This is a genomic window from Rhizobium leucaenae USDA 9039, assembly GCF_000426285.1.
Lineage (GTDB): Bacteria > Pseudomonadota > Alphaproteobacteria > Rhizobiales > Rhizobiaceae > Rhizobium > Rhizobium leucaenae.
Map to the genome: position 1 here is coordinate 22,749 of NZ_AUFB01000032.1, position 21,766 is coordinate 44,514.

General features: G+C 56.8%; 16 protein-coding genes and 1 pseudogene. 14 read left to right on the plus strand and 3 right to left on the minus strand.

All coding sequences use genetic code 11. The features are described from left to right. The first annotated feature begins 37 nt into the window (after nt 1–37). The gene (locus tag K290_RS0128620) at nt 38–1,072 is read left to right on the plus strand and encodes an IS110 family RNA-guided transposase (RefSeq protein ID WP_004118306.1); all 1,035 of its coding nucleotides are present in this window, start codon (nt 38–40) and stop codon (nt 1,070–1,072) included. A gap of 327 nt (nt 1,073–1,399) precedes the next feature. Here the strand turns inward: K290_RS0128620 and K290_RS35265 are convergent, their stop codons facing one another. Further along, complete coding sequence (locus K290_RS35265) at nt 1,400–1,810, minus strand: helix-turn-helix domain-containing protein (protein WP_004118308.1); 411 nt, start codon at nt 1,808–1,810, stop codon at nt 1,400–1,402. Nucleotides 1,811–2,361: 551 nt separating this feature from the next. Between K290_RS35265 and K290_RS0128630 the strand changes: the two genes are divergently transcribed. Beyond that, entirely contained in the window at nt 2,362–3,084 is a 723-nt protein-coding gene (locus tag K290_RS0128630) for a hypothetical protein (RefSeq protein WP_245276698.1), read from the plus strand. A gap of 244 nt (nt 3,085–3,328) precedes the next feature. Here the strand turns inward: K290_RS0128630 and K290_RS37530 are convergent, their stop codons facing one another. After that, complete coding sequence (locus tag K290_RS37530; RefSeq protein ID WP_240535430.1) at nt 3,329–4,273, minus strand: GIY-YIG nuclease family protein; 945 nt, start codon at nt 4,271–4,273, stop codon at nt 3,329–3,331. Here K290_RS37530 and tnpA point away from each other — a divergent pair. Genes tnpA through tnpC form a run of 3 tightly spaced genes read left to right on the plus strand, consistent with a single transcriptional unit; the run spans nt 4,160 to nt 6,536 of the window. Further along, nucleotides 4,160–4,582, plus strand: coding sequence for an IS66-like element accessory protein TnpA (gene tnpA / locus K290_RS37535; RefSeq protein WP_240535431.1), 423 nt, complete (start codon nt 4,160–4,162; stop codon nt 4,580–4,582). The two genes, K290_RS37530 and tnpA, sit on opposite strands and share 114 nt — an antisense overlap. Further along, nucleotides 4,563–4,916 carry an IS66 family insertion sequence element accessory protein TnpB gene (gene tnpB, locus K290_RS0128645; protein ID WP_004118312.1) on the plus strand — a complete coding sequence of 118 codons (354 nt, stop codon included), beginning with the start codon at nt 4,563–4,565 and terminating at the stop codon, nt 4,914–4,916. The genes tnpA and tnpB overlap by 20 nt, the downstream gene beginning before the upstream one ends. Nucleotides 4,917–4,970: 54 nt before the next feature. Then, entirely contained in the window at nt 4,971–6,536 is a 1,566-nt protein-coding gene (gene tnpC, locus K290_RS0128650; protein ID WP_004118315.1) for an IS66 family transposase, read from the plus strand. On the opposite strand, the gene K290_RS35275 is transcribed toward tnpC, so the two are convergent. After that, nucleotides 6,537–7,265: an SNIPE associated domain-containing protein gene (locus K290_RS35275; protein WP_051043305.1), complete on the minus strand. Its 729-nt coding sequence runs from the start codon at nt 7,263–7,265 to the stop codon at nt 6,537–6,539. A 759-nt stretch (nt 7,266–8,024) separates the two neighbouring features. On the opposite strand from K290_RS35275, the gene K290_RS0128665 reads away from it, so the two are divergent. The 9 genes and pseudogenes from K290_RS0128665 to K290_RS36635 all read left to right on the plus strand — a co-directional run. After that, entirely contained in the window at nt 8,025–8,912 is an 888-nt protein-coding gene (locus tag K290_RS0128665) for a hypothetical protein (RefSeq protein WP_183932624.1), read from the plus strand. 55 nt (nt 8,913–8,967) lie between these two features. Then, nucleotides 8,968–10,488 (plus strand): IS21 family transposase, encoded by a 1,521-nt coding sequence (gene istA / locus K290_RS0128670; protein ID WP_028754964.1) that lies wholly within the window; start codon nt 8,968–8,970, stop codon nt 10,486–10,488. Further along, nucleotides 10,478–11,272 (plus strand): IS21-like element helper ATPase IstB, encoded by a 795-nt coding sequence (gene istB, locus K290_RS0128675; RefSeq protein ID WP_004118321.1) that lies wholly within the window; start codon nt 10,478–10,480, stop codon nt 11,270–11,272. Before istA ends, istB begins: the two co-directional genes overlap by 11 nt. Before the next feature lie 138 nt (nt 11,273–11,410). Then, nucleotides 11,411–13,609 carry an AAA domain-containing protein gene (locus K290_RS35280; protein ID WP_004118322.1) on the plus strand — a complete coding sequence of 733 codons (2,199 nt, stop codon included), beginning with the start codon at nt 11,411–11,413 and terminating at the stop codon, nt 13,607–13,609. Next, on the plus strand, nt 13,581–14,975 hold the full coding sequence (locus K290_RS0128685) for a coiled-coil domain-containing protein (protein WP_004118324.1): 1,395 nt from the start codon (nt 13,581–13,583) through the stop codon (nt 14,973–14,975). Before K290_RS35280 ends, K290_RS0128685 begins: the two co-directional genes overlap by 29 nt. A gap of 33 nt (nt 14,976–15,008) precedes the next feature. Next, entirely contained in the window at nt 15,009–17,027 is a 2,019-nt protein-coding gene (locus K290_RS0128690) for an McrB family protein (RefSeq protein ID WP_004118326.1), read from the plus strand. A gap of 287 nt (nt 17,028–17,314) precedes the next feature. Then, the gene (locus K290_RS0128695) at nt 17,315–18,529 is read left to right on the plus strand and encodes a DUF2357 domain-containing protein (RefSeq protein WP_240535433.1); all 1,215 of its coding nucleotides are present in this window, start codon (nt 17,315–17,317) and stop codon (nt 18,527–18,529) included. After that, entirely contained in the window at nt 18,526–20,883 is a 2,358-nt protein-coding gene (locus K290_RS0128700; protein WP_004118330.1) for a hypothetical protein, read from the plus strand. The genes K290_RS0128695 and K290_RS0128700 overlap by 4 nt, the downstream gene beginning before the upstream one ends. Nucleotides 20,884–21,324: 441 nt before the next feature. Then, a pseudogene (locus tag K290_RS36635) lies at nt 21,325–21,675 on the plus strand (transposase); the annotation flags it as partial. Nucleotides 21,676–21,766: the final 91 nt, after the last annotated feature.

Genomic DNA, 21,766 nt, shown 5'->3' on the forward strand with positions numbered 1-21,766 from the left:
AGGATGCTGATATCGGGAAAGAGAAAGGAACGAGCGAATGTCTATTGCTATCCTCGGTGTTGATCTGGGCAAGAACTCTTGCAGCATAGTTGGCGTCGATGCGGCCGGTGCCGTGGTCGTTCGTCGTACAATGCGCCGGCAGACGCTGATCGACTATGTGACGAAGCTTCCGGCCTGTGTGGTCGCAATGGAAGCATGTTGCGGCGCGCATCATCTGGGACGCCTGTTTATGGCGCAAGGCCACCAGATCCGGTTGATGTCGCCCGAATACGTTCGCCCATATATCAAAGCGCAGAAGAACGATGACCGCGATGCGGAGGGGATCGCGGAGGCCGCTTCACGGCCGACAATGCGTTTCGTTGAACTCAAGAGCCAGGAGCAGTTAGATATCCAGACGTTGCATCGGGTGCGTTCGCGCCTCGTAGCCGAACGAACGAACCTTCTCAACCAATTGCGAGCGATCTTGCTGGAACGCGGGGTGATCTTTCCTGCTGGCAGGCGAAAGTTCGAGCTTGATTTGGATCGCATGCGTTCCGAGGGCAATGAGACCTTGTCGCCCCGCATGCGTCAGCTGATTGACGGGCTGCGTGCCGAATGGAAAGAGCTCGACGCGAAGATTGGGGCGCTGAACGATGAGTTTGTCCAACTGGCGCGCAACGATGCCGCCACACGCAGGTTGACCTCGATCCCTGGCATTGGGGTGCTCAACGCGACGGCTTTGGTCGCGGCCGTGGGTAATGCAAGCAGCTTTGCCAAGGCCCGAGACCTTGGCTCCTGGCTTGGGTTGGTTCCGAGACAATACAGCACGGGCGGCAAGGCACGGCTGCTTGGGATATCCAAGCGTGGCAACACCTATCTGCGCACTTTGCTCATCCATGGCGCGCGTGCGGCATTGCCATCGCTTTCAAAAAGCGACACTCCTTTGGGGCGATGGCTGACAGCAATGATCGAGAGAGGCGTGCATCGGAACGCAGTGGTGGTGGCGTTGGCCAACAAGCTGGCGCGTATCGCTTGGGCCGCTTTACGCAAAGAGACACGCTTCGAACGCGGTTACCTGGTAGCGACGGCATAATTGGGTCGGAACATGCTATCGCACGTAGCCCAATGAGGTTTGCAGGAAGGATCGTGAAGATGGCCTGACAGTCGATCGGCGTTTGGAAAGCCCGGTTTAAAAAATGGCACATGATGCCGAGAAACTTATGGGGCTCTAGACGCGCGGATGTCCATCTTGGCCATGGGGGCGACCCATGAGACCGTATACGTTGACGCAGACTGATCAGAACACCGTAAAATCTTCTTGCAGACGGGCGGGCCATACGTTTTTTAAAATCCTCCACCGCCAATTCGTTCTGGGCATAGTGGCGAGGACGGGCAGACAGCTTGGCAAAGCCCATGGCCTTCAACTCACGTCCCACGTGCTTTCGTCCAGCGATATCCGATAGTCCTCGAATATCAAGCGTGCCAGGTCCTTCAACCGCCAGCGCACAACGCCGTGAATCGCCGGGATCGGCCCCTTCTCCACAAGACGACGAAGCTCCTGGCGCTGATCGTCGTTGAGTTTCGGACGCTTGCCCGGAGCCTTCACGTTTAAAAGACCCTCAGGGCCTTGCGTGTTAAAGCGCTCGACCCAGTCCCGCACGATCTGCACAGTCACGCCACCAACTCTCGCGGCCTCGCCGCGCGTCGCTCCATCATAAATCTGCGCGAGAGCCAGAAGCCGCCGCGTCTGAGCGGCATCTTTCGACAGCCGCGCCGCCTTGCGCAAGTCATCGCCAACATAATCCGTCCGAAGCCGAAGTGCTGATCCCATGGCAAACCTCCCGTTTGCACCATGGATTCAGATTCATCGCGTTTTGTGAACCCTCAAGAGTCAGCAGCAATGCCGATTGGTATTAGAGCCAGAACGATAGCCGCGCATGGATAAACGTCTCCCAAGATCAAGCACTTAAGGAGATAATATATTACCGATTACCAGATATACCCATTCTGAGACCTACAATGAGCATTGCGCACAGCTTTTTTCAGTGTTGGCTGCTTTATATTGCGTCGGGTTACTGCATTTCGACGCTTGCCGCCCTCGTGGTTTTTTCATCCTGATGGGCGCCCCCGCTCCAGCTCTTTAGATATCGATCCGAATTTCAGAGAGTGACGGTACCCTCAATGCATGTCGTTACTTCGCCGCCAATCCAGATTTCCGCGCCCAACTGGTCCACATGGCCGGGAATTATCGGGGCACCCAAAATCGCAAAAACGCCCGCCAAGCATGTGATGTAGGCTCGCATAGCGCGAATCGATAAATGGCCGTATTGAACTGGGCAATCTATCTCGAATGACAACAGTTAAATGGGAACGCACGATACCATGCCGCATGAAATTCTCGACTTCGTTGCCCGAATAGCATGGCCGTCTGTCGCGTTGACAGCCATCGTCATTCTCGGACCGTTTGGCGTGTTAAAAACTACCTTGGGCGAAGTGGCGGTCAAGCTTTTTGGAATCACGTCAGCCGTGCATGATTTCAAAATAATCGCAACCGATTTTCACAAGACGCAGGAAGCCCTGAGAAATTCCACGGGTTGGGTGGACGAGTTGCAGATACAACTGCACTCAATTGCCGAGCAATTGGAAAGTCTGAGGCGTACGACACAGGACATCAACATCACGACCCAAGACTTGGCTATTACCGAGGGGAGCCGGTCGTTGGCACAGTCGGTCGAATCCGACGGTTCTGTCGAAAATGTCGAAGCAACCCTCCCCACTCTTTCCGTTGATCAGATGTATGATGATATTCGGGATCGCTGGTACACGTTGACGGAGCAGCTGAAGAGCAGGGTAGGTGCCGAAAACTTTGATGCTCGCTCCATCGGTGCTGTTGCTCGACGACACGTTGATGGTCGCCGTGCGCGTCCTCTCACTTTGATGGAGGCGGACAGGTTCGAACGACTTCATTCGCAGATGAAGCGTTTCAACCGCCTGCAGAGCACTCGGCACGAATGGTTGACACACGAAGTTTACAGCGCGTTCATTAAATCCGTCGAGCAGGCGACAGCCTCGCTCTCGGCAGCGAAGTCAGGACGAAGAGCTTGAAGATCGCTGCGCATGCCACGTGACAATTCTAATGGACCCGGCAGGAAACCTGCAAAAAGACATCCAAGTGGCCTTGCTTCGACAAAACATGACAGCTTGGCAGCGAACGTTTCTCGCCGACATCCAAGCTCTCTTTGAGCAGTCTGCCGGGATGCGCTCAAACTGCTCTGGTCGATCGCGCCATCGCAGCGGGTTGGCAGGTGGACGAGGTGCCAGGAGGACACATTCGCGTGGAGTCGGTGTTCTAAATGCTTGCCGGAAATGCAACCAATTCAATTGGCTCTACAGCTGCCAACATGGCGTTTCGACGAGCGAGGGTTTCGCGGTATTCCTGAGCCTCAACGTCTTTAAAGAATGGTGCACCAGGCGCGAGCCTCGCTACCGCCCGCTCGACCTCGTCAATCGACACTCTGAAGAATTCTTTGCGAAAGTTTTGAGCGTTGATGCGGGTCTTCTGGAATTCGTTGTGAAGCGCTCTCTCAAGGGCGGGAGCGTCGTCGCTGTAGATGATTGCATGAGTATCAAAGACAAACGGGACGCCGGCGTCACCAAGTTCGCGGACGCGATCGGCTGGATCCAGGCGCCTGGTCAGACCAATCTTTACGACCTCTTCGCCGAAAGAACCTATATTCGAGATAATGTAGACATATCCCGACCGCGTCTTCTCGGCCATCGCCTGCGCACGCTCAAACTTCGCGTGGGCATCAGCTAGGTCTTTTTCCAGCATCCGGATCTTTTCGTCGTATGCTCCAATTTGGTCGGCGGCGGCCTCATTCGCATCGGATTTGGCTTTGTCGAGAAGGCGCAGATAGCGATTCTCCTCCTCTTCCGCTCTTTCCATGTCCCGAAGCAGCTTCTGTTCCTCTCGCGCAGCGCGGGCCATCTCGGCGCGTTCCTCCCGCTCGGCCTTCAGCTTTTCACGGTATTCGTGGGTGACCTGCAACTCGACGAGTTTCTGTTTTAGAGTAAGCGCGAATTTCGCCGCACCTTTTTGCATTGAGCGTGTTTTGGCATGAAGTGTCCACTTAACGGAGGTGGACACCACGTGATTGAGAGCGATGAACAGAAACTGGCGGTGAGGCGGATTTTGCGCAACGGCCGCCGTCGATACGATCCGGCGTCGAAAGAGCGGCTGGTTGCTGCCTGCCTGGAGCCCGGCGTGTCGGTATCGCGGCTTGCGCTTGAACATGGGATCAATGCCAACCTTCTTCGGAAATGGATAAAGACGGCCAAGGACGCCGTTGCTTTGCCGCCACCTGCGCTGTCGGCGTTCATTCCGGTTCAAGTCAGCGCTGCGCAGCACAGTTTGCCGATGCAGAGCAGTTCGGTGGGCTGGCCTGCTTTGCCTGGTGAGGAGCGGCTGTCGAGGTCGTCGCCACTCCCAGCCAAGGTGAGCGCGGCTTTGCCGAATGGCGTGAAGCTGACGCTGGAATGCGGTGATGTGGATGCATTGACGGCAATCATCGGAGCTCTCGGCCATGTTCAGACTGGGCGCTGATCTCAACGTCTATCTGCATCGCGAACCGATCGACTTTCGCGCCGGCATCAACAGCCTTGCGGTCCTGGTGCAGGAGGTGATGGAGCTTGACCCGTTCGCGCCTGCGATCTTTGCGTTTTGCAATCGCCGCCGCGACCGGATGAAGTTGTTGTTCTTCGATCGGTCCGGTTTTGTGATGGTCCTGAAGCGCTTGACGGAAGACAGGTTCCGATGGCCACGCCGGGAGACTGCGGTGGTGACGCTTTCGACCGAGCAGCTCCACTGGATTCTCGACGGCATCGACATTGACGCGATGGTTCGCCATCCGGTGCGGCAATATCAAGTCGCTGGCTGAAGGATATCGAATTGAGCGGTTGACGCGGCGGCATGCTTTCGATTCAAGAATCTGATGAATCGAACTGGCGAACCGACTGTTGAGGAGCTGATGGCGCGCATTGCCGCGCTGCAGGCGGAAAACCGTCAACTTGCCGAGCGCGTCGTCAAACTCGAGGAAGAGCTGGCGCTTGCTCGCTCACATCGTTTTGCGCCGAAGAGCGAAAAGCACATTGATCGCCTCTTCAATGAAGCCGAACAGGTCGCCGGTGAGGATGACAGCGAAGAAGGCGATGTCGTCGATCTTCCGGACACCGGCTTGCCGCCGGCAGAAAAGCAGGAAGGCAAGAAGCGCGGCCGCCGACCGTTACCGGAAAACCTGCCGCGCGAACGCGTCGAATATGACCTGCCCGACGATCAGAAGGCTTGCCCCTGCTGCCATCACCAAATGCATCGCATGGGTGAGGCCGTTAGCGAGCAGCTTCATATCGAGGTGAAGGCAAAGGTCCTTCAGAATGTGCGGTTCAAATATGCCTGCCGGAATTGCGACCGCACCGGCATCAACACGCCGGTCATCATTGCGCCGATGCCCGCGCAACCCTTGCCGGGCAGCATTGCCACGGCCTCGACGCTAGCCTTCGCGTTGGTGCACAAATATGTCGATGGCACGCCACTCTATCGTCTGGCACAGGCCTTCGAGCGCGCCGGCGTTCCTGTCAGCCGCGGTGCTCTGGGGCACTGGGTGATCGGCTCGAGCGAGAAGCATCTCGTCCGCATCTATGACGCGCTGAAGCTGCGGCTTCGATCACAGTCTCTCATCCATGGCGACGAGACGACTGTTCAGGTCCTGAAGGAAAAGGACAGAGCGGCCACCGACACATCCTTCATGTGGGCTTATCGCAGCGGTGAGGACAGTGCCGAGCCGATCGTGCTTCTCGATTATCAGCCGGGCCGCGGACAGATCTATCCGCAGGCCTTTCTCGGCGATTACCGCGGCATATTGATGAGCGATGGTTATTCCGCCTGGCGCACGCTGGAGGGGGCCACCCACATTGGATGTATGGCCCATTCAAGACGGCGGTTTGTCAATGCTCTCAAGACGAGAAACAAACCCGGCGGCCCACCGGAGCAGGCCCTCAAGTTCTTCGAACAACTCTACCGGATTGAAAAGCAAGCGCGCGACGAAATACCGGATGACGGCGAAACGCGAGATCATTGCATTCGCCGCTTTCGCCAGGAACATAGCGTTCCCATCCTGAATGCCCTGAAAAAATGGCTCGATGAAATCGCCCCGAAGGTCTTGCCGGACAGCAAGCTTGGCGATGCCATCTCCTACACGCTGAACCAATGGGAATATCTGACGCGTTACACAAATGATGGCAGGATGCCGATCGACAACAACCTTCTGGAGCGTGACATCAGGATTTTTGCAACTGGCAGAAAAAGCTGGCTGTTCAGCGACACCGTCGATGGAGCAAAGGCCAGCGCCGTGGTCTACAGCCTCATGCTGACATGCCGGGCTTGCGGCGTCGAGCCACTGGCCTACTTGCGCCACGTCCTCACCGAGTTGCCGCAGCGCGCCGACGACGCCGACATCTCTGACCTGCTGCCATTCAACTTTCCAAAGGCCGCAGCGGCCTGATCAACGCAGAAACCGTTCCCAAGTCGAACACCGCGCCGGAATCGCGGGCGTCAACGTGCAGGGAAATGAGCGTTTACGTTTTAGATACTCATCGGTAATATGGACGTCGTTCGTAGCGTTCAGATTGTCTATTTGCTGGCGAGCGTTGACGATCCGCTTTTCCATCGCGTTCGCATTGTTCCAGCGGACATTTGCGACCGCTGCATCGCACTCGTTGTTGAAAGCTCTGAGCGCGAGCTTCACGTTGCGATTGTTCATCGTCTGGCCCTTGGCCTTACTGCCACTAACCGTCCACTCCGTTTTTGCGATTGCAGCGATCTTGTTCGAAACCATCCGTTTCTGGGTCTCGCGGTTCTCAATGATCGTTTGTTTGTACTGCTCACTGTCGGTGTAATCGAAATGAGGCTCATATACGCCCATCTCGGCGAACGCCAATTTCTCATCGAAAATCGCTACCTCCTTTGCGAGGCGGTCGAAGATCGCTTTCTTTTCGTTATAGGAAGACCTCAAATTTGAAATGTCCACTGAGACTGAATTCGCGATATCGCGTAGTCGCTGGACTTCTGCTTCCTCATTTAGGATAGGGCTATATTTTACTTCCAACGCACGCACGCTGCCCTCGGCACGTTTTTTGCGTATGGACTGTTTCCACGCAATGACGCTCGCAACAATCGCCCAAAGCGGAAACCCAATGATAAATACAAGCCCAATGATTTGACCGCTTGTCATTATGAACTCCCCTGCCACCCCTGGATGAGGACGTTAAGCTGCGATCTCGACTTTGCAAGCGGATGTTACGGATAACATTAGTTGTGCAGCGGTTTAATTTCGCCTGCCGACTGAGCAGGTGCCGCGTCCCGAATGATGCGAGCTGTGCAGAGCTGCGCCAGGAACGGAGATCTGCGAAGATGATCATCTTACCCATGTATCTCGGTGTCTTACGCATCCAGGAGCAGAGTTTATGGCTCAAACAACTCGCGGAAGCCTTGCGGCTTGATGACGAGGTATTGGTTGCAGTTCCTGCCAGCTCACCCATACCGCTTTGTTCTGGGAAGCGGCCAGCATATCCAATTTGGCTTCGATAAGGTAATTCTGGGTCTCGATCCTTTAGGTCAATGGAAAGAACGGCAGGCTTTCATCGCATAGACGCAGCATCCGCTTGAGTGAGGCCTTCAAGTTCACCGCGCAAAGCCGGTGGGGCGAAACAGTATGGTCACCTAACCGGCAAAAGGCGTTTGTATTTTCGTGTCTTGAAGAACACTATTCATGCAAATCTTCCATCTTGAACTCCTCGGGTCGAAAATGGGCGTGTATTTCAAGTTGCAAACCGTTGACACGCAAAGCGCCTCAATCGCTTATTGGAGGAGGGCGATTCAATGGATCAGCTGAGAGGGAGCGCTCGGCTGAGGTTATTTGTAAGTCATGTCTATACTACTGCGAACGATATCGGCGTTTCCGACGGGCCGGACAACGAACGAACTATTTGCGTTGCTTGATGTCGATTTTGATCCGCGCAGGCGTACGGAAATTTACGCCGAGTTATCTGCCCTCAGCGAAGCTGGAAAAGTGGCCAAAGGCCGCGATGGTCGGTGGCGCCCAATTGCCACCGCGAACAAGACAGGCACCCAACCCGTTTCTTCAATTGCCACCAATACCATAGTAACTGACAATCTTACCCTCAGGCCCGTCCACGCGACTTTCCGGACCTCAAGGTCTTCCGTCGGCGAAGGTGAAGTCGCAGATACTTTCGCGGCGTTCGATCCCAATGCGTTGCTTCGATACTATCGATCCGCATTACGATCAGACCCGAGAGGTGCGATCACTCAAGTTGAAGATCGCCATTCTGTTCAATGGCAACTGTTCACTGGCCTTGGGCCTCTGACGCCCGAAGAGGGGCAGGTCCTCACCATCTCGATACCTCTCGACGAGTTGCCAGATGACTTTCGGCAGGCTCTCGTCAAGCGGGAAGCGAACGAACAGTCGCTCGCCGTGGGCTGGCCTCTGGGTGTTGGGAAAAAGCAAGGTGTAGCTGTTGTCTGGCCGGTTGGTCTCATCAGCGCTGACTGGAAGCGCAGTCCGACGCACCTAGAAGTATCGATCGATACGGATGACATCGTCGCAAACCCCGACTGGATCAAGGGCGTGGCGAGAAGCGCCAATTGGAAAGAGGCAGGGCTGCGCGACGTGTTCACGCAGGCCGAGGGATTGGGCTTCCGGCGGGATGAATTTCTCTCCCGATTGAAGGAGGCTGTTTCGGGCACCTTTCGGGGACGTATCTCAGGCCAGCAAATGCGAATTGAGCTGGATCCTAACATCGTCTGTTGGTTTCCACGCAGAACTGAGCCGGTTAGGCGCATAATTTCCATTGAGAATTGAGCCATGTGAACCTTCCCCCAGCGCGGAGAGCGACGGGGGCAACGGAGTGATCCACATGGGACTTTTAAACATTATCCGCCGGATGGCGTTGCGCGAGAAGCTATCGATCCGCGAGATCAGTCGGCGCACCGGGCTGTCGCGGAACACAATCGCGAAGTATCTGAGCGCGGGCACGATCGAGCCGACGTTCACGGTACCGGAGCGGCCGAGCAAGCTTGATGCATTCGCAGAGAAACTCTCGGGCTGGCTGAAGACCGAGGCCGGGAGGTCACGCAAGCAGCGCCGAACGCTGAAGCAACTTCATGCCGATCTGGTGGTTCTGGGCTTTACCGGCTCCTACGGTCGCGTCGCTGCCTTTGCCCGTGAGTGGCGGGCTGAGCAGCAGACGGCCGGCCGAGGCATATTCGTTCCTCTGTCTTTCCGCCCAGGCGAAGCATTCCAATTCGATTGGAGTGAAGACTATGCCGTGATCGGCGGCGAGCGCACGAAGCTTCAGGTCGCGCATATCAAGTTGGCGCACAGCCGGGCCTTTCTGGTCAGAGCCTACCTGCTGCAAACCCATGAGATGCTCTTCGACGCCCACTGGCACGGCTTCCGGGTCTTCGGCGGTGTGCCTGCGCGAGGGATCTACGACAATATGCGCACCGCGGTCGATCGCGTCGGCCGCGGCAAGGAGCGGCAGGTCAACATCCGCTTCCTGGCGATGACGAACCACTACGTCTTTGCGCCCGAGTTCTGTAATCCTGCTGCGGGCTGGGAGAAAGGGCAGGTCGAGAAGAATGTTCAGGATGCCCGACCACGTTTGTGGCAACAGATGCCGGACTTTCCCGATCTGCCGGCGTTGAACGCCTGGCTGGAACAGCATTGCCAGGACCTGTGGCGGGAGACACCGCATGGCACCTTGCCCGGCACGATTGCGGATGTATGGGCTGATGAGCGGGCATCATTGATGACACTGCCTGCCGCGTTTGACGGCTTTGTCGAGCAAAGCAAACGGGTCTCACCCACCTGCCTGATCACCTTCGAACGAAACCGCTATAGCGTGCCCGCATCGTTTGCGAACCGGCCCGTCAGCCTGCGAATCTATCCCGAGCGGCTGGTCGTTGCAGCCGAGGGCAACGTTCTTTGCGAACATGTGCGGGTCATTGAGCGCAGTCACGACAAGCCGCCGCGGACGATTTACGACTGGCGACACTACCTTGCCGTCATCCAACGCAAGCCCGGTGCCTTGCGCAATGGCGCACCCTTCCTGGAACTACCACCGGCCTTTCGACAACTGCAGGACCAGATGCTTCGCCGCCCCGGCGGTGATCGCGAGATGGCCGATATCCTTTCTCTCGTTCTTCATCACGACGAACAGGTCGTCCTCCGCGCTGTGGAACTGGCTCTGGATGCCGGCGTGGCAACCAAAACGCATGTGTTGAACCTGCTGCATCGGCTGATCGACGGCAAGACCAGTGATGGTCCCGATATCGACACACCACAGGCGCTGACCTTGCTGCGCGAACCCAAGGCCAATGTCGAACGCTATGACGGGCTGCGTGTCCGGATCGTAGGAGGTCGCCATGCGTCATGATCCAGCCAGCGCCGCCGTCGTCATCATGCTGCGTAGTCTGAAGATGTATGGCATGGCCCAAGCGGTCACGGATCTGATCGAGCAAGGAGCGCCAGCCTTCGATGCGGCCGTGCCGATCCTGTCCCAGTTGCTGAAAGCGGAAATGGCCGAACGCGAGGTCCGCTCCATCGCCTATCACATGAAGGCTGCCCGCTTCCCGGCCTACAAGGACATCTCCGGATACGACTTCGCCGCCAGCGAAATCAACGAAGCGACGGTGCGCCAACTGCACCGATGCGAGTTCATGGACGGAGCGCAGAATGTCGTGCTCGTCGGCGGGCCTGGCACGGGAAAAACACATATCGCGACCGCTCTCGGTGTCCAGGCGATCGAGCATCATCGCCGAAAGGTCCGCTTCTTCTCGACCATCGAATTGGTCAACGCCCTCGAGCAGGAGAAGGCCAAAGGCAAGGCCGGTCAGATCGCTGAGACGTTGGTTCGTCTCGATCTGCTGATCTTGGATGAACTCGGATACCTTCCGTTCAGCGCTTCGGGCGGCGCATTGCTCTTCCACCTGCTGAGCAAGCTTTACGAGCGCACCAGCGTCATCATCACCACCAACCTAAGCTTCAGCGAATGGGCCACAGTCTTCGGCGACGCCAAGATGACGACCGCTTTGCTCGACCGCCTGACCCACCGTTGCCACATCCTGGAAACCGGAAATGACAGCTTTCGATTCAAGGCCAGTTCGGCCGCCGCGGCGCAAAAGAGAGGAGAAAAAGCCAGCCCATTGACCAAACCCTGATCAGAAAACCATACTCAGAGGTGGCTCACTTCTCGGTGGAAAAACCGGCTCAGTTCCGCGTGGAAACCAACAATCGTCGGCATCCATGATATCGCCGCACTCTTTCTACCGACCGATACTACCTTCACTGCCGGAGCTGTGCGTGACCTCGATACAATTGCAGCGTGGCCGAAGGAAAAATTGGCCACGACTGCGCTGGCGCCGATCCTCGGCTTGGATGCACCCGTTGCAACTAGGCTTGCTCCCGTCATCAACACGGGCGACTTGAATAAGGAGCAGATTGATGCGGTGAGGCGGTCTCTCCTCGCACCGCTTACGGTGGTAACCGGTCCGCCGGGGACCGGCAAAAGCCAGGCCATCGTGTCCATCGCTGCTTCCGTGATTGCCGATGGTGGAAGCGTACTTGTTGCATCGAAGAACCACCAAGCCCTCGATGCTGTCGAGACCAGGCTTGGTGGCATCGCTCCGCAGTCTCCGTTCCTAGTGAGGACGCTTGATCCTACACGCGACATCGATCAATCGTTCGATCAGGTGCTTGGCGAACTTGTCAGCGAGCCCACAAGAGGTGCGGCTGAGCCAGACTTGGTTCTACTGTCGAAACTCTCGACGCTCGCGCAAAATCGAAATCGGCTGCTCGACCAGATCGACGAGCTTTCGCGTATCCACGGGTTGATTGCGGAGCTTTTGGAGAGGCTCGAGGCGCAGGAGGCGAGCAGCGCTGAACGCGGAGTCCAGACATTGGTAGAGCCCGAAAAAAACCTCGTCATTCGGTTGATCAACACAATACTGGGAGCTTTCGGTCTTAAATCGAAGTTGTTGGTAGGCAGCCAACGTTCCGGTGGAGAGACAACGCTCGCCACCCTCAGGCAGCGTCTAAAACAGCTCCGCTCTGAATTAGCTACGATCGAAGTAAAGGGTGATCCAGTCGCGATTACGCAGGAGATAGGAGAGGTCGCTCGGGAGCTTCTTCCCAAAGTTCTGGCGTCAAAGGTCAACCTGACTGAGATCGACCGACGGAGGCTAGGCGAGGAGCTTGCCAACCTAGAGCTTGCTCAAAACACCGGGCCGCTGCCATCTGAATTGGCCGGTGAAGTTGTAAGTCACCGGCCCCTGTGGTTGGTTTCAGTCCTTGGCGCGGCACGGCGAGTGCCGCTGTCAGACAGCTTATTCGATCTCGCGATCTTTGATGAAGCAAGCCAGTGCGATATCGCGTCAGCACTGCCGATCTTCGCTAGGGCAAAACGTGCTGTCGTTGTCGGTGACAATCGCCAGCTTTCCTTCATCAGCCAGTTGGGCATTGCGCATGATCGAAACCTGATGCAGGCCCAGAACCTGCCGGTATCAAAGATGGGTCGGTTCGCGCAGAGCCGGAGATCGCTATTCGACTTGGCGGACCTCACGCCCGGGGCGGCGAAGGTTATGCTTCGCGATCAATATCGATCCGCTGCCGATATCGTTGGCTACATCAACGAACACTTTTATGGTGGTCAATTGCGGGTTGCAGGTGACCAGGACAAGCTCAAATCACCAAGGGGCATGAAGCCAGGTATTGCGTGGACCGATGTACCGGCGCCAACATCACCAATGATCGGCAACATCAATAATTCTGAGATCGCCGCGATAGTGCAGCATGTCCGCATGCTCCTCGTGGATCAAGGATATAGCGGGTCGATCGGGGTCATCGCTCCTTTCCGGCCGCAGGTATACGCGTTGGAGCAAGCGATCCACGCAGAAGTCAATGAAAAGCTTCGTGTCAAGGCTGAACTGCGTGTCGGCACGGTTGACAGTTTCCAAGGTCAAGAAAGAGACCTTATCCTTTTCTCACCCACGCTCGGCCATTCGAGTGCGATCAGCGCGGTCACGTTCGTGCAGAAAGACTGGCGCCGCCTGAACGTTGCCATTAGCCGCGCCCGGGCCGTCGCCCATGTCTTTGGCGATTTGTCGTATGCGCGATCTGGCAAGGTGCGGAGTCTTCAACGGCTAGCCGCTACGGCAACCGAACCAAAGGGCCGCATCGGCGAGGGCACGTTTGACAGCAATTGGGAGCGAATTGTGGACGCGGCGCTTAGGAAGCGCGGCTTGAACCCCGTTGCTCAATTCGAAGTCGCCGGTCGTCGCCTGGATTTTGCACTGTTTGGCAGCGGCGATGTCAAGCTCGACCTGGAAGTCGATGGTCGACATTGGCATGCCGACACCGACGGCAAAAGAAAGCTTGGCGACTATTGGAGAGACCATCAGTTGAAATCGCTTGGCTGGAAAATCCAGCGCTTTTGGGTGGACGAACTAGCTCAGGATTTGGAGGGGTGCATTGAACGCGTCGCAAAACAGCTTTCCTAGATCGCGGCGGTTTACCTATATCGCTTTGACGCTTGGCTTGCTCTCAGCGGCCGCGATCTCTGTCGCGTTGATTCAGGTCGACGCTCTTGAGCGCGACTACGGTGCCGTGCGTTCCGACATTCAGCGCTATAACAATGAGCGGACAGAGGCGCTGGGCCGACGCGATAGTGTCCTTTCGGAAATCTCTCAACGAAGTGTAGAAGCCGATGGTATTCGGAAAACCATCGCTGATCTGACCGCACAGCGAGATCGCCTCGACGCAGAGATAAACCAACAGACGGCATCGCTCGCCGAGGGCGTTGAGAAGCTTCAGGCGGGCCAAGAGCAATCGAAAGCGGCCGCCGATACTATTGCGGAAGCAGCTAAGGCCGAGAAGACGCTTGCGACCTTACGCTCTCAGAACGCTGACCTTGAAAAGCGGATTGCTGTCAATCAGGCAAAGATCGATCAGTCAAATGCCGACGTTGCACAAGCAGAAGATCGAAAAAGTGCTGCCGACGACGCGATTGCAGTCAGCGAAAAGGTCCGGCGCGATAAGGAGGCTGAAATCTCCAAATTAAACGCCCAGCTTCAGGACCTTGACGACAAAACACGTCAGGTCGCCGATCTTACCGCCCGTCAGGCCTCGTTGACGGCGCAAATGACGAAAATCACGAAAGATATCGGCGACAAACAACGTGCCTCGCAGGATTTAGACGCAACGATCGCAAAGCTCCAGGATCAGGCGTCCAAGGCGAAGGTCACTGCAGCTAAAACGGATGCCGACTTGGCCCGCCAGGACAGCAACCGTACGGACTTGGCCAACCAAGTCGGCGCTCTCGAAATGCGGAAGGCTGCATTGAACGGCGATCTCACGAGCGTGACCACAGCAGCGGACCGCGCACGATCAGATGCTGCAGCGGCTGAAGGCAGGCTAAAAATTGCCCAGGACGCGCTTGCAGAGGCGGAAAAATCTCTTCCGGTCGCGAAGGCACAATTAAATGATCTCCAGGCAGATGTCGCAGCTGCCACAACGCAACGTAACACGCTCAAAGAAGAGTTAAGCAGTCTTCAGGCACTGAAGTCTCGAACTTCGGCGGACAAAGCCGATGCTGATCGCGCAGCAGCTGAAAAAGCTGCTCTGGAAAAGGCTGTCGCAGACCTATCAAACCGACAAGCAGAACTGGCCAAAGAGCTGAGCTTGCGTCAGAGCGACCTAAATACTGTGAAAGCGGAGCTGGCCGAGCTTAACGGCAGGAAAGGGGTGCTTGTTCAGGAAATTGCATCTCTTTCAGACGCGAAGACGCCAAAGCAGACGGATGTGGCACCCGCGCCGCCAGCTATTGACGCCCCGACGACTACCCAGCCACAGCCTGAGAGGCCATAATTAGAGAGCGTCGACATGCTAACAGGAAACATCTTGATACTGCTTTTCGCAGCAATGGCTGTCGTAGCTCTGATCGTCGTGCAGATAAGCCTCGCGGTGCTCCATGACAGAGCCGTTACCGCCTCCGGGCCGACGCGCTCCCTGGAGTCTCTGGAGACAGCCATTGCCGACAAGCGGATGGCCCTTAGCGATATCGAAAATGAACTAGGAGAGCGCCGCAAGGCCCTAGCCAATATTGCCGACGTCCAGGCTGACTACGATGCGACCAAGAGACAGCTCGATGACTTGAATGCTGAATGGCTTCAGAAGGATGAGCGCCGCGAGGAAATCCGTGCGCTGCGCGAGGTGATCGAAGCGGAGATCATTGAAAAACACGCAGTTGACGCTGAGCTGGCTTCCGCCCGGGCAGATCTCGACGCTGTCCATGACCGCCTCACTGCCGCCGAGCGGCTGTTCGCTCTCAACGATGAGATGAAGCGTGAACAGGCAGCGCTTGAAAAGAAGATTGCAGAAATGCGGTCCCAAGCGATTGAGTTGAGCGAAGCGCAGGAGCGAGTGCAACGCTTAGAAGCGCTGTCGCAGGAACTTGGTAGAGAAAGCGCACGTGTCGAAGGCCTCCTCCAGGCGGCAAACTCCCAACTCTCTCAGGTTCAAGAAGACCTCGCTGTCGAGCGTCAGGCGACCGCCGCCGTTCATGCTGAATTCACGCAGACGTCGGCGAAACTCGCAGCCGCCGAGGAGCGTGCTCGTTCCATCGAAAGCGACATCTCATCGTTGGAAGATCGCCGTTCGTCGCTAATGGCACAGGTCGCTAAGATGGAGGAAGACGTTGCTGAGGCGAGCGGTAGGGATGCGCCGGGCCGCGAGGAGGCAATCGTTGAACGTCTCAAGGAGTTGACCACGCTTCCGCCGGTGCTGGCACAAATGCGGAGCTGGAAAGATCGCGCCGCTGAAAATGAGGCTGAGGCAGTCCAACGGGTGCTTCAGCGCCTTGAACAAAGCGGCCTCCATTACGACCGTCGCATTGTTTATGCCTTCCATACAGCAATGAAAACAAACGACACGACCCAGATGGCCGTGCTTGCCGGTATCTCCGGGACTGGCAAGAGCCAGCTGCCGCGACAGTACGCGGCAGGCATAGGGATCGGGTTCCTGCAGGTGCCGGTTCAACCTCGCTGGGATAGCCCCCAGGATTTGATGGGTTTCTACAACTATATCGAAAAGCGCTACCGTCCGACCGATATGGCGCGGGCGCTCTATCACCTGGACATTCTGAACAACCAGAAGAGCGAGTTTCAGGATCAGATGATAATGATCCTGCTCGACGAAATGAACCTTGCGCGTGTTGAGTATTATTTTTCGGACTTCCTCAGCCGCTTGGAAAGCCGCCCGCCGATGAACCGTGTGTCGGATAAATCCCTGCGCAAAGACGCTGAGATCGAGCTTGAGATACCGATGCCGCGAGGTATGGACGCTCCCCGCATCTTCCCAGGATACAACCTTCTGTTTGCCGGAACGATGAACGAAGACGAGAGCACGCAGTCGCTCTCTGATAAGGTTGTGGACCGGGCGAATGTCCTTCGCTTCTCGGCACCAAGAACCATCAGGACGACTGCGCAGAAAGCAAATATCGCCGAGCCCGAGGCGCTGTCGGCGGCAAGATGGCGGTCATGGGTGAATCCTGTTTCGACTGTGGAGAGTGAGCAGACCGTTATCGACAGCGTGGATAGAATGGTCAGCCTCATGAAGGGCTTCAAGAGACCTTTCGGTCACCGTCTCGGCCGCGCGATCATGGGGTATGTCGCGAACTACACCTCGTTCGACCAGGCGAAGGACTTGCGTGTCCCGCTCGCAGATCAGGTTGAAATGCGCTTGTTACCAAAGCTTCGCGGTATCGAAGTTGAAGACGGTAACGATCATGCTTTCTCCGAACTCATAAGTTTCGTTGGTGATGCCCTGCGGGACGATCACCTTGCGAAGGCGATCGATGAGTCGATCCGTGCTGCGAAAGAGGGCTCCGGTCAGTTCGTATGGAACGGGGTTTCGCGGTAATGCTCCATCTCGGCAGACCTTGGGATCGCAGAGGAGTTGCCAATGCGAAGTTCAGTCCTGGTGATTGTTTGGTCAGCGAGGTCCGTGGCGAGGCACCCAAGAACGGCGGACACTCGCGTCTTATGTCGGCCCGGCTTCAAGATGGACCGGTGGAACTTATTCTCCATCCATACCCGAAAACGGCGAATGCTCAGCGACCGGAGCGAATTGGGTTTCCGGTTCGCCCTCGTGGTGTAAAGGAGCATGAGACCCCGGAAGACGTGCGGGCGAGAGAGCTTCTTCGGCGGATGAACGAGGTTTTGGCGCGGGTCCAGGAGCTTGGCGAGGCCCTTGAAGACCCTTTGCATGTATGGTCCCGATTGCGCGATGCGTGGGAGCGCGCAGAGAATGAACACGATCCGCGAATGGCGGAGATCGTAAGGCAGGCTCAAGATGTCCTTCCGCGCCTGAAAGCGCTGGAGCCGAGGATCAGGCGCGTGCTTCGTCGGACGAGAGAGCTTACATTCTTGGACCGAGTTCAGGAAATGGATCGGGCGTCGATGCGCTGGCTCGTCCGTCAACCGGGGCGGACGATTGCGGAGCGAGCCGGTACAAGCCAGCGTATTCTCGCAACAGTCAGGCGAGAGAACTTTGATACCCCTGAAAACAGGGTTCTCCACGCGTATACGACACTTGCTTTCCAGGTTGCTCGCGAATGGATGCAGGAGCATCCACGAGCACGGCATAGCCGCCGCTACGCGCAAGTCAATCATTTCGGCCGGTTCTGCAAAACCTTCGCGCAGATGTTGGCAGATCTTGAAGTGAGCGTAGCCGATGCCGGGATTGTTCCGAACTACGTTCTGATGCAGGACCCGAGCTACAACTCCATCTATGAAGCCTGGCGCCGCCTGCTGGAGGAAGACAGGGTCCTCGATGACCTCTGGGCATGGCAAGCGGAGACCTGGACGGATTTTTCTGTGCTTTCTGTCGTGCTCGCTCTCAGCGAACTCGAAGAAGCCGAGCTAATTGCGCAATCGCCCATCGTCTGGCGTTCAGAGGCATCGCTCGGACGATGGTTCGAGCAGGATCGACCGATTGCCGTGTTCTGGTTGAAGAACACAGGTCGTATAGTCGAGGTACAATCCCGCCCTGAAGCACCAGGCCGTATGCTGGCCTTGACGCGGGCCCACGTGTCTCTCCGCATCTCCGACATCGACCGAGGCGGGATGCCGCGCCGCGTAGCAGTTTGGACCCCGCACACGATGGCTCGCATAGATCTCAACGACGCTGTCGTACGGGCAAATGAGCGATTGGTCGAGATTCAGCCATTCGGCCAAACTGAAGTTCTGCGTAACGGGCTGATACTGACCCCATCTCACGGTCAGTTCGAGACTTGCCTATCCCGTAAGGCTAGCACGCGCGTTGATGGAATTGCCTTGGAGGCCTCTGGCGAGGGGCTGCGGCAAGGGTTGGACGCTATCCGTGCGTTCGCACGTAGCGAAATATACGCGACGACGCCATGAGGAAACTGTGCGGGTACGATCTGAATGGATGGCGCGATAGCGCTGCGAGGAACTGGACCATTTTGCCGGACGGCGAGGAGCAGGAGGTTATTAGCTCTCTCATCGAAGGCGGCATTTTCGGTGTCGTGGTTGAAACTGGAGCGAAGGCCGACGGGGGCCTTGTGGGTGGTGCGCAGGCATCAATTTCTCCGCACGGCCTGGGTGCTGGTTGGGGTGTGGTCGGAGCTGCCGAGAAGCGGTTGAGGGTGACTGATCTGCTGAACGACGATCCATCCGTCCCCCACCTGACTGCAGCGCTGAAAGGGATGTCATCCGGTGCCAGCTTTGGCATCGCCAGCCTTGATGATCATGCTGAAACCGGCGAGCTACTGCAGGAACGACTGTTGGCGGCTCTGCGCAAGGCAAAGGTCTCGACGCCGCTTCTGGTTTGGCGATCCGTGTTGGCGACATTGTTCGCTATCGAAAGGGGAACAGTTGAAGAAGGCCAGGCCGTAGGTGTGGTTTCGCACACCGGAGACGGTGTCACGGTTCAAAGGCTGCGCATTCGTCGCGAGCGTAGCCATGGAGAGACTGTCTTAGCGCCGGAGCGTCGCTCGACAGGAAAACTGATCCGTTCGGGTTGGGGATACCGGGGATTGGCGGAGTTGGCAAAGTCTGCAATTTCTAGAGTTTCGTCGGTCGACCGAACCGATCATTTGGAATGGGCACGTTCGAATGGACGCCTTGCGCTCGGATTCCAGGCAGAGCCCGAGGTGTTACGCCAAGGAAACGGAGACTGGCAGGTATTAAGGCCGCCCGACACGATCGATCACGAGCAGATACCTCGATTGCAGGATGTGCGAGATGATGTCGCTGGGTGCGATGTGGTCTTGTTGGAAACTCTGTCCAAAGGTGCGATCAGAAAAGCATTCCATTCAGCAGTGATACAAAGCATCGGTGGAGATGTTGTGTTACTTGCTGACAACTCGATCGCAGATGGTGCGCTTCATGCCGCGCGGCGCCTAAGCAAGCGCGATCCCATCTATTTCGATTTCCTGCCGCAGATTTCAACGATTGTGCAGCGGCGTGACGCGGTCGAAAACTTCGACCTCGTTGATTACGATGAGACGCTTCCGGCAGGTGAGATGTACCGGAGCCCGAAACCGGCAAGATTGGCCATTCAAGCGGGGCAGGATCGTTTTTCTATTTTCCTTAGAAAGGAAACTTCCGAGCTTCCGCGCAAGGCAGAAGTCAACATCGGTGTGAAAGTCGACCAGACAGTTCCCGTCGAACTTTGGGTGGAACAGAGCCCGGCGTCCGGTCGAGCAAAAATCCTCGTTCACTCTCAGAAGTTTGGTCACCAATTCCAGGTCGACTGGGATGCCGCGACCGAACTCGAACAAAATTGGGACGCGTTGATCGAAGGGTTCCAGAGACCAGCACCGACAATACCGGGACGGCTTGTGCTCGCCTGCGGAATCGATAGTTGGAACGATAGCCCTCGCGGAGACGGGCTTTTCACGTTGCTTGAAAAGAACGTTGACCGGACTGCCGTCGATTGGACGGCACTCGCAAATCGGCTCTCGGCTCGACCTGGCGGCAAATACGCGATATCAAGTGACGGTGATGTCCCGAATGGAGTAGATGCTGTCGCGCTATCGCGCTTGGATCGACTTGTAGAACGAGCGTTAGATGAAGTCCGTCGCGGGCTGAGGGGCCAAGCTGTTGGAACCCAATCACTGCGGTTTCTGACATGGCAATTCCGCCGATGCCCGCCAGACGTCTCGGGCTGGTTGCTGGAGGCTTGGGACAAAGAAGCCCGGGGACACCCAATTTTCACTCAAGGTGCCCACTGGAAGCTCGCTTACCAGGGGTTGGGGCGGGTCGCCAGCAACCAGCATTTTGAGCTGCAGGCAATCCACAAGGTCTTGGGCAAGCCCATAGATCAATGGAAGTGGCAGAAAGAAACCGCCGCCATGGCGTTCCTACTTTCGCGCTCTGAAACCGCGCCTCGGCTGCTTACTCGCAAAGATGTCGAGCGGTTGACCAAACGGATTCTCCGGGAGTTCGAAGAAAATCTGGGCTCGACGTACACCAGATTCCAATACGCTCCGATGCTGCTTGTTGGCCTTCTCCGTTGGAGGGTGGTCGAGCCATTCGCGTTGGTTGAGGGGCAGGACCCTAAGGCGGATAAATTGGTTCGAGCAGTCGAGAGGACGATAGGTGATCTCAAGCACCAGGATCGTTTAAGGGCACTGGCAAAGTACGGGCGCATCCTGGAACACGTTCTTGAGGAACTACGGGGCGAGGGGTCCAACCCAGAGCTTCTGCTTGATATTTTTGGTGGGGCGGATGGGAGCGATGCCGACGAATAGTAGATCGCTGGTATGCGGCGTCCACGCCCCGTCGATTTTCAGTTGCGGGGATCTAAGGTTGATCTACGCGCCGTCAAATGAGCTCACCGAAGAGTACCTGACGAGCTCATTGTGAGGCCTTGATGCGGGCGGTATAGGCTGGCTCAGGGCATCGATATCTTTGGCAAGGTGAAGGGAAGCGTGGGGTTGATTGCCGTCATTCTCAAGGCGCCTCACTGATGTCAGCGGCATTAAATTAGGTACTCGAGCGAACAACAAAGGCACCGAGGCGACGACCCAAAAGACCAGCAACTAATACGGCGTCTCACTAAAATCGACTCATGGGCTGCGTATTCCGATGAAGCCGGCCATCGATTCCGATTTGAAGCCGGCCAGTCATTCCGATTTCATTCCGGCGGGCGTTCCGATTTGAAGGCGGCCATTTCTCGGACTGATCCTGGCATTCTGGCCGACGCCGGATACCGCGGCCACAATGCGCCCCAGAGCCACAAGCTGCGGGTCTTCACCAGTGGCCAGAAGCGCCACGTGACGCCGGCCATCAAACGTCTGATGCGAAGGCGGTCAGCCGTCGAGCCCGTCATCGGGCACCTCAAGAACGAGCGCAGAATGGACCGCAACTATCTTGCCGGACAGCAGGGCGATGCCCTCAATGCCGTTCTGGCTGCCGCCGGCTACAATTTCTCGCTTCTGCTCAGGTGGTTCAGGCTACTTTTGTGCCTGCTCGTCAGGCAAACTCTCGACGCCGACAATCATGCGCCGCCACACCGAAAACGGTTCTTCACGGGCGACTAAGAGTCGGATTCGAAAAGCGTTCAACGATATCCATACCTTGCTAGCCGTCTGGTGATGAGACGAATGTGGGCGATCATGATCCACGCTTCGG

Bases quoted from the DNA above. Each gene is read 5' to 3' on its own strand.
- K290_RS0128700 (WP_004118330.1), top strand. From the start codon at position 18,526: ATGAGGAAACTGTGCGGGTACGATCTGAATGGATGGCGCGATAGCGCT.
- istB (WP_004118321.1), top strand. From the start codon at position 10,478: ATGCGTCATGATCCAGCCAGCGCCGCCGTCGTCATCATGCTGCGTAGT.
- K290_RS35265 (WP_004118308.1), bottom strand. From the start codon at position 1,810: ATGGGATCAGCACTTCGGCTTCGGACGGATTATGTTGGCGATGACTTG.
- tnpC (WP_004118315.1), top strand. From the start codon at position 4,971: ATGAATCGAACTGGCGAACCGACTGTTGAGGAGCTGATGGCGCGCATT.
- istA (WP_028754964.1), top strand. From the start codon at position 8,968: ATGGGACTTTTAAACATTATCCGCCGGATGGCGTTGCGCGAGAAGCTA.
- K290_RS37530 (WP_240535430.1), bottom strand. From the start codon at position 4,273: ATGTTCAAGCGCAAGCCGCGATACCGACACGCCGGGCTCCAGGCAGGC.
- K290_RS0128695 (WP_240535433.1), top strand. From the start codon at position 17,315: ATGAACGAGGTTTTGGCGCGGGTCCAGGAGCTTGGCGAGGCCCTTGAA.
- K290_RS0128630 (WP_245276698.1), top strand. From the start codon at position 2,362: ATGCCGCATGAAATTCTCGACTTCGTTGCCCGAATAGCATGGCCGTCT.
- K290_RS0128620 (WP_004118306.1), top strand. From the start codon at position 38: ATGTCTATTGCTATCCTCGGTGTTGATCTGGGCAAGAACTCTTGCAGC.
- tnpB (WP_004118312.1), top strand. From the start codon at position 4,563: ATGTTCAGACTGGGCGCTGATCTCAACGTCTATCTGCATCGCGAACCG.
- K290_RS35275 (WP_051043305.1), bottom strand. From the start codon at position 7,265: ATGACAAGCGGTCAAATCATTGGGCTTGTATTTATCATTGGGTTTCCG.